This window comes from Acidobacteriota bacterium, assembly GCA_016700075.1.
In the GTDB taxonomy this organism is placed as follows: Bacteria; Acidobacteriota; Blastocatellia; order Pyrinomonadales; family Pyrinomonadaceae; genus OLB17.
This window is the reverse complement of sequence record CP065000.1, coordinates 3,001,748-3,015,112: the sequence shown is the minus strand read 5'-3', so window position 1 is coordinate 3,015,112 and position 13,365 is coordinate 3,001,748. Positions and strand designations below refer to the sequence as shown.

At 54.4% G+C, this 13,365-nt stretch carries 11 protein-coding genes; all 11 read right to left on the bottom strand.

The features are described from left to right. Window positions 1–17: 17 nt before the first annotated feature. Window positions 18–1,697 (bottom strand): cytochrome c oxidase subunit I, encoded by a 1,680-nt coding sequence (gene ctaD / locus IPM50_13635; GenBank protein ID QQS32682.1) that lies wholly within the window; start codon window positions 1,695–1,697, stop codon window positions 18–20. A 36-nt stretch (window positions 1,698–1,733) separates the two neighbouring features. Next, complete coding sequence (gene coxB / locus IPM50_13630; GenBank protein ID QQS32681.1) at window positions 1,734–2,723, bottom strand: cytochrome c oxidase subunit II; 990 nt, start codon at window positions 2,721–2,723, stop codon at window positions 1,734–1,736. Window positions 2,724–2,743: 20 nt separating this feature from the next. Next, window positions 2,744–3,646, bottom strand: a complete 903-nt coding sequence (locus IPM50_13625) for an SCO family protein (protein ID QQS32680.1) — start codon at window positions 3,644–3,646, stop codon at window positions 2,744–2,746. A gap of 9 nt (window positions 3,647–3,655) precedes the next feature. After that, window positions 3,656–4,192 (bottom strand): hypothetical protein, encoded by a 537-nt coding sequence (locus tag IPM50_13620; protein QQS32679.1) that lies wholly within the window; start codon window positions 4,190–4,192, stop codon window positions 3,656–3,658. A gap of 14 nt (window positions 4,193–4,206) precedes the next feature. Further along, complete coding sequence (locus tag IPM50_13615; GenBank protein QQS32678.1) at window positions 4,207–5,427, bottom strand: hypothetical protein; 1,221 nt, start codon at window positions 5,425–5,427, stop codon at window positions 4,207–4,209. Next, a complete protein-coding gene (locus tag IPM50_13610) occupies window positions 5,427–6,128 on the bottom strand; it encodes a cytochrome c (GenBank protein QQS32677.1) in 702 nt (233 codons plus the stop codon). The genes IPM50_13615 and IPM50_13610 overlap by 1 nt, the downstream gene beginning before the upstream one ends. Continuing rightward, complete coding sequence (locus tag IPM50_13605) at window positions 6,115–6,648, bottom strand: DUF3341 domain-containing protein (GenBank protein ID QQS32676.1); 534 nt, start codon at window positions 6,646–6,648, stop codon at window positions 6,115–6,117. Before IPM50_13605 ends, IPM50_13610 begins: the two co-directional genes overlap by 14 nt. Before the next feature lie 30 nt (window positions 6,649–6,678). Then, window positions 6,679–8,127, bottom strand: coding sequence for a polysulfide reductase NrfD (gene nrfD, locus IPM50_13600; GenBank protein QQS32675.1), 1,449 nt, complete (start codon window positions 8,125–8,127; stop codon window positions 6,679–6,681). 69 nt (window positions 8,128–8,196) lie between these two features. After that, window positions 8,197–11,499, bottom strand: coding sequence for a TAT-variant-translocated molybdopterin oxidoreductase (locus tag IPM50_13595; GenBank protein ID QQS32674.1), 3,303 nt, complete (start codon window positions 11,497–11,499; stop codon window positions 8,197–8,199). A gap of 27 nt (window positions 11,500–11,526) precedes the next feature. Further along, window positions 11,527–12,186, bottom strand: a complete 660-nt coding sequence (locus IPM50_13590; protein ID QQS32673.1) for a cytochrome c3 family protein — start codon at window positions 12,184–12,186, stop codon at window positions 11,527–11,529. A 263-nt stretch (window positions 12,187–12,449) separates the two neighbouring features. After that, window positions 12,450–13,349 (bottom strand): ROK family protein, encoded by a 900-nt coding sequence (locus tag IPM50_13585; protein ID QQS32672.1) that lies wholly within the window; start codon window positions 13,347–13,349, stop codon window positions 12,450–12,452. Window positions 13,350–13,365 lie beyond the last annotated feature (16 nt).

The following is a 13,365-nucleotide window of genomic DNA, read 5'->3' as shown; positions in this document are numbered from 1 at the left end:
TAAAGACGGCAAGTTGCTTACGCCTGAACGGGAACAGAGGGCCCGCTTGCCTTTCTCGCACTTTCTATATCGAGGCCGTTCTCCTCACCGAATTCGTATGCTTCCCATGTGACGACGGGCATTTCTTCAAAATTTTCCGTCGGCGGCGGGGATGCAGTTCTCCACTCGAGGCCCGGCAGCATCCAAGGATTGTCCCCGGCCCTCTTTCCGGCCACAAGCGAATGGGTCAGATATACAACAGGCATCATCAAGCCGATGCCGAGAACCGATGCTCCCGCTGTCGAGAAGATGTTCAACACCTGAAGCTCTTCGGGATATGCCGCGTAACGCCGAGGCATACCCTGATACCCGAGTATGAACTGCGGGAAGAACGTGAGGTTGAACCCGACGAAAACCAGCATCGCGGAGATCTTGCCCCAAAATTCCGAATACATGCGGCCCGTCATCTTCGGCCACCAATAGTGGATGCCGGCGAGATACGCGATGACCTGTCCGCCCACCATCACGTAATGGAAGTGAGCGACGACGAAATATGTATCCGTAAGGTGGACCGTCAGGCCGACCGAACCGAGGAACAGACCGGTGAGTCCGCCGACAAGGAACAGGCCCAGGAAGCCGATGGCATAAAGCATCGGCGTGTCGTATGAGATCGAGCCTTTGTACATCGTCGCGGTCCAGTTAAAGACCTTGATAGCGGACGGGACAGCAACGACCATCGTCAGGAACGAGAAAACAAGCCCTGCATAGATCGACTGGCCGCTGACGAACATGTGGTGTCCCCAAACGAGGAAACCGAAGACCGCGATGGCGATGGACGAGAACGCGATGAATTCGTATCCGAAGATCTTCTTTCGCGAGAAGTTAGAGATCACCTCGCTGATAACGCCCATGCCCGGCAGGATCATGATGTAAACCGCCGGATGCGAATAGAACCAGAAAAGGTGCTGGAAAAGAATGGGATCGCCGCCTATCGCCGGGTCGAAAATACCGACGCGGGTCACGCGTTCGATGGCGAGCAAAAGCACGGTGATCGCAACAACGGGCGTTCCGAGGATCATTACCAGGCTCGTCGCGTAATGTGCCCAAACGAACAGCGGCAGACGGAACCATGTCATTCCGGGAGCACGCATCGTGTGGATCGTGACGATAAAATTGAGGCCTGTCAAAATCGACGAAAATCCATTGATGAAGATGCCCAGCCCGACCGCCATCACGAACGAATTCGAGAACGTCGTACTGTACGGCGTGTAGAACGTCCAGCCGGTATCCACGCCGCCCTGCATTAATGCGTAAAGCGTCAAGATGCCGCCTACCCAATAAATATAAAGGCTCAGCAAATTGATGCGGGGCAGAGCGAGGTCTTTGGCGCCGATCATCAGCGGCAGCAGGAAATTCCCCAAGATCGCGGGTATGGCCGGGATCAGGAAGAAGAAGATCATCAGAATGCCGTGCTGCGTGAAGACCTTGTTGTACGTCGCCGTCTGGAGAAGGTCGCTTGCGGGCGTCAGGAGCTCCAGACGAATGAACGCGGCGTAAATACCGCCCATGAAAAAGAACACTGATACCGAGATCAAATACATGATCGCGATACGCTTGTGGTCTTTTGTCAGCAGCCACGATTTCAGAGTGGAACCGTTGGTCAAATAGCTCGGCTTATCACCGCCGTAACCTGCTGATATTGCATCTTGCGTTTGCATATTCTTACTTACTGCCTATCAGAAACTCAATCTGCCTTAATTTCCCATCGGAGCCGGTGCCGCCGGTGCCCCGGTTGTCGTCGCCGCATTCGGTGTCAGGGACTTGATGTACGCCACCAATGCATTCAGCTGTTCTTCGGTGACCTGTCCTTTGAACGTCGGCATGATCGGCTGAAACCCTTCTACTACCTGCGACGCGGGATTAAGAATAGAATTCCTCAAATAATCGTCGTTAACTATGGTCGATCCGCCGCCTACGAATTTGACCTCTTTACCAAAGATGCCTTCGAGCTTTGCACCGCGTTGGTTTGCTCCGCCCGCATGACACGAGGCACAACCCAGCTTGTTCTCAAACAGGTCCTTGCCCATCTCAACAGGTGTCTGAGATGAGGTATTTCCCGCAAGCCAGTTGTCGAAATCACGCTGCTCCATCACATTGATCCAGCCGACCATTCCCGAGTGGTTCAGGCCGCAATATTCGGCACAGTACAGGTGATAGCGTCCCGGTTTTGTCGCCTCGAACCAGAGGTAGGTATATCGGCCCGGAACTACGTCGGCCTTGGTCCTGAACGCGGGTATCGAGAAATCGTGGAGAACGTCCTCGGTGGTCATCGTCAGCTTTATCTTTCGTCCCACAGGAACGTGCAGTTCATTTATTTCCCGCTGGCCCGTGCCGTGCTGTGCCTTCCACATCCATTGCTTGCCGACGACATAGATCTCCATAGCGTCGTTCGGCATCGTATATTGATTGAAGTAGACGATGGCTCCGCCGATGAATATCGTCATCGAAATGATGAACGGGATAATGGACCACACCGTCTCAAGCACCATCGAACCGTGGATCTCTTCGGGCGTCGCAAATTTTTCGACCTCGCGGTATTTGACGATGAAGAAAAAGATTGCCGCAACGATCGGAATGGCAAACGCCACACTCACCGCGATGAGATAAAAATAGAGCAGATCCACCTGCCACGCGAAGGTCGAGGCCTGTTCAGGAAAAAATGGGATCCACGAAGAGTTTTGCATAAATCTATAAAGCTAAAGGGTCAGGCGAGGTTCGCTTCGCCCTCCTTTTTCTTTCCACGTCTCCAAAATACGAATAACATTGCGCCAAGACCCAACAATGTCGCGATGCCGCCGAGCCGCATCACGTTCATGACCGCCAGGCCGTATTTTCCGGTTGACGGATCGTAGTGATAGCAATAAAGCATCAGTTTCTCGGCCACGTTCCCTATCTTGCTGTCGGCGGATTCCATGATGCCGAATTTAAGGTCTTTGGGTGAATAGTCAATGCCGAATAGATAGCGTGACAGCTTGCCCTCGGGCGTGGCGACGATAATGGCCGCAGCGTGTGCGAACTGCTGGCTCTTTTCGTCCCATTTAAAACTGAAACCTGCCGCTGACGTGACGGCTTTTATCGATTCCTCGCTGCCGGTAAGGAAATGCCAGCCGGCCTCAGTTCCCGGCCTGCCGTAACGTTCCATGTAGGCGGCCTTTTTCGCCTTAGCAAGTTCCGGCTTGTCGAACTCGGCGGCGTCAAAGCTAATGGCGACAACGTCGAATTCCTTGCCTGCGTCGAACGACATGCCTTTCAAAGAGCCTGTCAGGCCGTTCAGGACCTGGCTGCAGAGCATCGGGCATTCGTAATAAACGAAAGCGATCAACACGGGGCGGCCTTTATTGAAATAGTCGCCTAGACGGACGATCTTACCGTCCTCATCCTTCATTTCTATATCAAGTGGAAGCTGTTCATTCAGCTTTTGCTCAATGCCGATCTCTTTCAAGGGGCCGGGCAACCCGGTCGTAGAATCGACATTCGGATCATAGACACGCGGCGAATATAGCGGCGAGTTGTAATGTTCGTTCTTTTGAGCGAGCGTCAGCGGCGCGGCGATCGAGATCGCCGTCATAACGGTCAGTACGAACGACAATGTCCTTGATCGCCTCATCCCTTACAACTACCTGACCGTGTGTGCCGCAACGCGGCCGGCACTTGCCTCCGTTATTACCTGCTGCGATGCCTTTAACAGCTGCTGAGCGGCATCGTCGCTTTTTGCCTTTACGCCCTGCTGAAGCATTTCCGCCTTAGCCTGTTCCATCGGCATCGCGATAACTGCCCCTGTTTTCGGGTCCTTCGCTCCCTCGGCGATCAACTTGTCCCACTGCCGCTTGAGTTCCCACCATTCGGCCTGCGGAGGGCCGAGTTCCATGTTCACCCAGCCTTTTTCGCCTTCGACACCAAAGCCCGGAGCACCCTGCAAACGCGGCTCGGGTGGCAGGCGTTCCTTGTCCTTCAATGCGAGCGGATTTGCCGGCGGCGCATTTTCCTCGGCAAAGACCTCAAGCTGCCTCTGAAATGCCCACATAAGAGCAAAAGTAATAACGATAAGCAGCAACAGGCCAACGCCGAAATACAATATTCCCTTTAGTTGAATATCGTTCTCTTCGTACGGCTTGTTCAGGTCAACGACCGTGTCCTTATGCTTTGTAGACATAACAAAAACTCAGATCAATGTCCGCGGCCGTGCTCGACCGCTCCTTCAAAATAAGGATCCTTCGCGGGCACCAGCGGCCGCTTCATCAATTCACCAAAGAACCACCACAGCCAGATGCCGCCAACTGCCAACGGGGCGACAAAGTCCATCCAGCTGATGTAGAAAACCCCGCTCTCGACTATCGATTCATCCACACGCGGATTCGGAGCGATGAGGTAGAACATATCGACGATACGCATCACCAGAATGAAAACCGCGAGAGTGGCGAGCCATTTTGCACGCCGTTTGAAGTCCTGCTGCAGAAGGATCAGGAACGGGAAAGCGAAATGGAACACGATCAGTACCATTCCAATAAAGCCCCACCCGCCTGCCATTCGAGTAATGTACCAGCCGGTCTCCTCGGGAATGTTGCCCGACCAAATGATCAGGAACTGCGAGAAATTGAAGTATGCCCACACCATCACCAAGGCAAGCATCAGCTTGCCCAGATCGTGGAAATGACGTTTTCCGAGTATGCCGTTCATCGGGGCACGGTCTGACAAATTTGCCATGATCGCCACCGTGAAGCACAGGCAGCTCAGCGCCCATCCGACAATGAACAGGAATCCCCAAATGGTCGAGAACCAATGCGGGTCGAGCGTCATCACCCAATCAACCGAAGCGAAGGTAACAACAAGGCTGTAAATAACCAGCGTCGGGCCTGAAAAACGCGATGCTTTTTCAAGTACGAGCCGCGATTCCTCGACGGTGCTCGTCTGGTCCTGTTTGACCGACCAGCCGTTCAGCAGCCGCATCATGATCAGGAACAGCACAAAATAGATGACCGACCTGGCGATCCATGACCAAGGAAGCAAATAGATCCAGCGGTCCTTAATGAAATGGTCGTCAGCCGGCAGATGCGTCCATTCGTAGATCGAATGAGTATAAACCCCGATCGCCAACGGAATGAACATCAGCGCTATCAGCGGTAATGTCCGAGTAGCGGCCTCCAACGTCCGGCGGATAACGACGCCCCATGCACCGCCCGTAAGATACTGCAGCATCAGCAGTCCGAGCGCCCCGATGCCGATACCGCTCCAAAAAACATATCCGAGCAGCCAGGAACGGAGAGCCTGCTCCGTATTCATGTACGCTCCAACCGCCCACGCAAGAAGGGCTATGCCGCCGACGCCTAGAGCGAGCGCCCGCCATTTGGCGATATCGGCAGGTGCCTTGTATTGGTCGAGGTTCTGCATTATTGCGTCTTACCTCCCTCGGTGGTCGCCGGCTTGTCTGCCGTCGGTTTTGGAGCTTCGGCTCCGGGAGTAGTATTCATTTTCAAAGCCCTATCGGGATTCTGGCTGACCTGCAAAGCCCTGATGTAGGCGACAATTGCCCAACGGTCAACAGGCTGGATCTTTGCAGCGTAACCGTTCATTCTGCCCCAGCCGTTAGAGATGACGTCGTAAAAATGGCCAACGGGAGCATTTCTGAGACGGTCGTCATGATATGTCGGCGGCTTGACAAATCCGCGGCGTACGATCATACCGTCTCCGGCACCGACCGGGCCGTGACAGACGATACAGTAAATGTTGTAGCGATCCTGTCCGCGGTCAATAAGTTCTTTCGAGACCGGTATCGGGAATTCATCGATCGCGTTCGGAAAACTCGAAACTAGTGTATTTCCGCTCGGGTCGGTCGTGGTCTGCACCACGGCGTTAGGATTCGGATTCTCGATCTGGCCGGTAAAGAATGCCTTGTTGTCCCGAAGCTGGCCGCGAGGCACCGTTCCTTCCGGGAAATCCCTCGAAGCCCGCTTGTCCGCAAAGAACTCCGACTTTTTGTAAGCCTTGTAACGCGGCTGGTCCTGCATATCAAAACGAACGCCGCACGCCGTCAACAAAAGACATACAGCGACCAGCAGGAAACCGGACCTGTTTCGTTTACTCAGGTACATCGAACACCTCCTGAGCTCCCAATGTTTCCATGAACTTCCTGGTCTCCGTGTGATCAAACTTTTCATCAGCAGCCTCAACGACCAAGAAGAACTTCTCGCGTGTTGCAAGGGCAAATCTCGGCACATTAAAAACAGGATGATACGGCGAAGGCAGCCCGTTAAGGAACAGCATCCCGAAAACAGCCACGAACGCCGAGAATAGGATCGTCAGCTCGTATGCCGGCGGGACAAAGGCCGGAAGGCTCAAATGCGGCCTGCCGCCGACAATGATCGGCCAGTCGATCACGTGGACGAAATACTGCAGGCCGAAACCTGCAAGCAGGCCCGTTATGCCGCCGGCGAAGATCAGGTAGGGCAATATGCTCCGCTTGATGCCCAATGCCTCATCGATCTCGTGCAGCGGAAAAGGCGAGAACGCGTCGGTCTTTCTGTAACCGGCGTCGCGCACCTTTCGAGCCGCATCGACCAACTGGGTCGCGGTATCGAATTCAGCTAATATGCCATAGATGTTTTTGGCCATATCGTCTTAAAAGCAAAGTCACCTGCCGGATCAGCTGTTCGGCGGATCCGTGCGGTCGTAAGTAGATTCAACCTCGAGAACACTCTCGTCAAAATCCTGCTGATGTCCGTGAACGTTTGCGTCAGGCAGCAGCGTCCTGACCTCGAATATCGAGATGATCGGCACAAATCTAACGAACAGATAGATCAGCGTAAAGAAGAAGCCGATGGTGCCGATGAACATCGTCCAGTCCCAGATCTGCGGGCTGTACATCGCCCATGAGGACGGGAGGAAATCCCTGTGCAGGCTGGTCACGATGATCACGAAACGTTCCAGCCACATACCGACGCTCACGACAACCGAGATCGTGAAAAGCCAGAATTCCGATTCGCGGAAACGTTTGAACCAAAGCAGCTGGATCGACATGCCGTTGCACAGGATCAGCAGCCAATATGACCACCAATACGGGCCTTCCCATATGCGGTTCTTCACCATGAAGACCTCATATTCCGCGACGCTGTACCAACCGAAAAACGCCTCCATCGCATAGCCGTAACAGACGATCAGCCCGGTCGCGAGCATGACCTTGCCCATATAAACAAGGTGCGTATGCGTTATGAAATCCTGCATACGATACCAATGCCTCAGCGGAATGCAAAGTATCAGCACCATTGCGAAACCGGCAAAGATAGCACCGGCGACGAAATAGGGCGGAAAGATGGTAGCGTGCCAGCCCGGGATCTGTGACACCGCGAAGTCGAATGAAACGATCGAGTGTACCGAAAGAACTAGCGGCGTAGAAAGCCCGGCTAGTATAAGATACGTGATCTCATAACGATGCCAGTGCCTGGCGCTCCCGCGCCAGCCCCAAGCGAGAATGGCGTAAACGAAGCGGTAATACTTGTTTTTTGCCCGATCGCGAAGCGTTGCGAAATCGGGGATCAGGCCCACATACCAGAACAGCAGCGAAACAGTCGCGTAGGTCGATACCGCAAAAACGTCCCAAATGAGCGGGCTGCGGAACTGCGGCCAAATGCCCATTGTGTTCGGATACGGGAAAAGCCAGTATGCCGCCAACCACGGGCGGCCGGTGTGCAGCAGCGGGAACATGGCCGCGCAGGCAACCGCGAACAGCGTCATCGCCTCAGCAAATCGGTTGATGGACGTGCGCCATTTCTGATTCAAAAGCAAAAGAATGGCGGAAATTAGAGTACCTGCGTGGCCGATACCGATCCACCAAACGAAGTTGATGATGTCGAACGCCCATCCCACCGGCTGGTTATTTCCCCAAACGCCGATACCGTTCGCAAGCAGCCAAACCACCGAAAAGAGCAGTAACTGAGCGACCAGGAACGAGATGCCGAAGCCGATGAACCAGTGGAAAGGCGTACGCTTCTTCAGCGTAACGTCGGAGATCTTGTCCGTAACGCTGGCGAATGTGTGTTCGCCTTCGACCATCGCGGGCCTTAATTTTTGCTGGAGTTCTTTATCAACCTGCATATTTTCGGTCTTAAAGCGTCGCCGGCGAACTCGACATCGTCGCATCCGCCTCGAGGTGCCCGATGAGGCTTAGTGAGCTTCGCCTCCTTTTTCAGCTTTCTTCTTGCCGATAACGTGGGGCTTTCGCTGTTCACGCTTAAGATAATCCGGCATTTCCTTGTTCGGATTCTTCAGAGCTGCCAAATATGTCGTCCGCGGCTGCGTGTTGAGCTCGTTAAGGAGCTTGTAGTCGCGGTGGTCCTTTTTGGCCTTGTAGATCTTGCTTTCTTTATCGTGCAGATCGCCAAAGGTGATCGCCTCGGCCGGACATGCCGACTGACATGCCGTGGTGACCTCGCCGTCGCGGATCTTGCGGCCGTCCTTCTCTGCTTCGATACGGGCCATCGAAATGCGCTGCGTACAGAATGTACATTTTTCCATCACACCGCGGCTGCGGATGCTAACCTCAGGGTTACGCATCAGCTTGTACTGCGGCGTATTCCAATCCTGATACAGCAGGAAGTTGAATCTGCGCACCTTGTAGGGACAGTTGTTCGAGCAGTAACGCGTTCCGACACAGCGGTTGTAAACCATATCGTTCAGGCCCTCGGCACTGTGAACCGTGGCATGGACCGGGCATACGACCTCGCAGGGTGCCTGTTCGCACTGCATGCACAGAACGGGCTGGAAATGCGGGCCGTCGGGGGCATTGATGTCGTCGCCGCCGTAATAGGTGTCGATACGAAGCCAGTGCATTTCACGGCTGCGCTCGACCTGCTCTTTGCCTACGACCGGAATATTGTTCTCGCTCTGACAGGCAACCACACAAGCGTTGCAGCCTACGCACGAATTCAGGTCGATCGACATCGCCCATTTGTAATTCTGTTCGTAGAGCTTTTGATGCTCTTCGTAGGGGTACATCGACTTAGGATATTCGTCATGCTGATGCCCCATATCGGGATTCGCTTTGTAATCCTCGATATTCCAGACACGCAGCAGGTCGCGGCCTTCCATATTGAAATGGATCTGCGTTGACGCGATGTTCGTCTGCTCGCCCGTCTTTGCAAGCTCGCCCATACCGTAGCTCATGGCGTCAGAGCGGCGAACGTCGAACGCATTGTAGCCGAGTCCGGTTCCGACCTTGCCCGCACGCGTACGGCCATAGCCCATGTAGATCGTGACCACGTCATCGGGCTGTCCCGGCGTGACCCACATGGGAACAGGCTTTTTGATCTCGGCTCCCTGATACTTAACTGTTACGAGATCAGAAAGAAGGTTACCGCCCTTTGTCGTCACGAAACTGATGCCTAGCCCGCCGCCGGCCATTTCACGCGGGTCATTGGCGGAGTTGATGCCGAGCTTTGCCGCGGTCTTCGGACTAATGAGGCCGACATTCTCCCAAGTGACCTTGTTGAGCGGATTCGGAAGCTCCTGCAGCCATCCGTTGTTGGCAAAACGGCCATCATAAACGCACGGATCGGGACAGATCTGTATCTCAAGTGCACCGCCGCCGGCAGGTTTCGTATCGGGTTGCGAAAGAAAACCGGTTGACGCAGTGACCGACTTAACGGGCGATGCCGTATTCGCGATCACGCCGTCGTGAACGGCCTTGCGCCAATTCGCCTCAAAGCCCGCGGGAGCTGTCGTCGCTGCTGCCGGAGCAGCCGCTGCAGGCGTAGCCGCAGGCGCGGGAGCGGATCCATTCGCCGGAGCCGTGCCGTTGGCCGGGGCCGGAGCGGATGCAGTATTCGCAGGGACAGCAGCAACGGCAGGCGTAGCGGCGGGCCGCGGAGCAGCACCGCTCAATCCCGTCTTTTGCCAATATTCTTTGACTATATCGAGATCTTTTTTCTCAAAATTTTCTTTGAACGCTAATTGGACGACCTCGTGGATGCTCTTTCCGCCGTAAAGCGGCTCGATGAGCGGCTGAACGATCGACGCGGTGCCGTCATACGCACGGGCATCGCTCCACATTTCCAAAAAGTGTTTTTCGGGAACATGCCATTGGCAAAACTCCGCGGTCTCGTCGGCATAGAGGCCTAGATGGACCCGCGTATTCACCTTCATCAGCTTCTCGCCATCGATCCGAAGATCAATGGGAGTGTTGTAAACCGGATTTCCCCCGAGAATGAACAAGAGCCGGACCTTGCCTGCCTCGATATCGCCGAAGAGTTCCTTCAGCTGATCCAGCTGAGACACTTCCGCGTTAGGTGACAGCGGCTCAATGAATGTTACCGATTTGCCGACCGCTCCGAGTTTGTCGTTGATCGCGTTCGCGATAGCGTGAACCATCGGCGGCTGATCTTTACCGGCGATGACCACACTCATTCCCGGATTGGCGACGAGGTCCTTGGCCATTGCGGCGATCCAATCTGCGTTCTCTGTATAGTCGGATTCTGCCCCGGCGACACCGACAGCCTTCGCGACCGCCTTTGCGAACGCCGTCATTTGGCTCGGCTTCACAGCGATCGCATGGTCCGCTTTTGCTCCGGTCAGCGTCGGAGTGGTCTCGACCGCGTACAGACGGTTCATTTCCGAACCTTCTTCGGAAACAGACCGGCCCTTAGCAAATTCCTTTATATTCGCAACGCTGAACGACGAGAAAATGTCAGCGCCGAGGGTCAAAATGCGTTTGGCTCCTGATAGGTTGTAAACGGGCTGTGCCGGCGAGCCGAATGCCATTTTCGCACCGGCCAGAACGTTATCGTTGTTGACCGGTTCGTATTGAACCAATTTTGCGTTCGGAAGTTCCGCTTTCAGCCGCGTGAATTGGTCAATTAAAGTCCGCGATGTGACCGTTTCGGCCAGAAATCTGACGCCGGCTCCACCGTCCGCCCGATTTTCTTCGATCGCGGTCCTGACTGCGGTCATAAAAGTTGCCCAGTTGCTGGGGCTTCCGCGGAAGGTGATCTGCTGCGAACGGTCGGGATCGTACATCCCTAGTATGGACGCTTGGGCGATAGCGTCGGTTCCGCCGCGGCTTCCGGGGTGTTCCGGGTTCCCTTCTACCTTAACGGGACGACCCTCGTATGATTTTGCCAAAAGCCCGACGCCTACCCCTCCAAGAGAGATCGTCGTCGCAAAATAGTTCGCCACGCCCGGCAAAAGGCCTTCCTGCGGCCTGACATATGGCACGATCTGCTCGGGCGGCTGAATAACGCAGCCGCTCAAGCCGGCGAGCGCAAGTGATGCTCCCATCACTTTCACGAAATTGCGGCGGCTGAGCGAATTGTCCCAGTCCTCGATAGCGTGCGGATATTCTTCCTTAACGGCCGCTTCGAACTCAGGAGCGTCAACAAATTCTTCGATGCTTCGCCAGTACTGCTTGCCATCTTGGGCGAGGACCTTGTCCCTCAATGCGGCGAAACTGTTATTGCTTACCTTATTGGGCATTGTATTCAACGGGTACTTGCGTTCTCGCTATCTGTGACAAACTGAACAGCTTGTCAGCATTTCCTTACTCCTGATCTTGTAATCGGCCTTCAGCTTGTCACGGTCGGCAGGCGAAAGATCCGAATCCTGCCACTGCATGTTGAAGATCTCAGATTTGGGACGAATGAACTTCTCCGGCTCGCGGTGACACGCCAGGCACCACTCCATCTGGAGCGTGTTCTCCTGATATACCGCAGGCATATTGTCGATGGCTCCATGGCACGAGGAACAGCCTATGCCTTTTGCCACGTGGATGCTGTGATTAAAATATGTATATTCCGGCAGGTCGTGAACACGCTCCCACTGTATGGGCTTGTTCTCGCGAAAACTCTTTTGAACGAGCTCAAGATAAGGGCTGTCCGCCCAGATCTGGCTGTGGCAGTTCATACACGTCTGAGTTGAAGGCATACCGGCAGAAGCCGTAGTCTCCACAGTGGTATGGCAATACCGGCAGTCGATGCCGTCATCACCTACGTGGTGCTTGTGGCTGAACTGCACGGGCTGCTGCTTCTCTACGTATCTTCCCGTCAGATATGACGACCGGGCGATCTGCGTGTAGGCGTAGAACGCCGTTCCTGCCAAGACCGCCACCATCACCATACTTATACGGGCGATGTTGTTCGCGCTTTTATTAAAGACTTGAGCCATTTAAGGTTTTTTGTTGTTCCGCTGAGGCTCTGTATTCAACTTCAGCCCAGCCTCTTTCCCTTATTTTGGGGCCGACCAGGGAAACAGGCCTCAGAACTATTTGACCGAATTACGTAAAACTCTCAAGGATTTTACTAAAAGTTGCAAAATCCGCAAATCGCACAATAACGAAAGTAACCAAAAGTAACGATTTAACCTATCCGCTTACTAATTAGTAACGTTAATAAGACGGATAATAAGCGTGCATCTCAACGCCGGCCGGATCATCTGTCTGCCCTGCAGAGCAACGCTGCACCAAGAGCCGACGCATTGTCCCCGAGTTCACCGACCGCAAAACGGGTGGTCTCGAACGCCGGCTCAAATGACAGTTCCCTAGCTCTTTCCTTCAAGGCTTCAAGCAATAGCCCGCCTGCCCGCATTGTGCTGCCCCCAACAATGATCGACTCAATATTCAGCAGATTGATCACACTGGCGGCCGCGACACCGACATAGGTGCCTGTCCGTTCGATCATCATGCGGGCAAATTCATCGCCTTGGTCAGCGGCGAGAATTATGTCGTCAAGTTCGATATTGTCCTCGCCTTTCTGAGCAAGCGAGGTGGTGTTGTCAGTATGTAGACGGCTGCGTGTCCTCCGGACAATATTAGCGGCAGATGCCATGTCCTCGAGCCTATTTCCGTCGGCGTCGATCGGTACATAACCGAACTCACCGGCGAATCCTGCCGTACCCCGCCAGATCTTGCCGCCGAAAATGAACGCGCCGCCTACGCCCTCGCCGAGAGTGATGTAGAAGATGTCGCTGCTGCCCCGGCCCGCACCCAATTGAAGTTCACCATAGGCGGCACAGTTGGCATCGTTCTCCAACAGCACTTCTTTCCCCGTTCGTTCGGAGATGGCCTTCGCTAATTCAAGGCCGGAATGCTCTGGGATCAACGCAGAGTGCGTAATTCGGCCTTTTGCGGTAACAAGTCCGGGGACGGCGATACCAAGACGATCGCAGCCCTCAAGAGCTTTCTGCCGTTTTGAGAGCGTTTCTTTTACGCGTTCGACAGGGTCCAGTGACTGGTCGAGATCTTCGACAAAAGAGTCGATCAGCGAACCGGAATCGCCAATGCAAACGCCCCGCAGCTTTTGTGACTCAATTGACAGACCACAATATTTCATCTCGACAAGACCCATT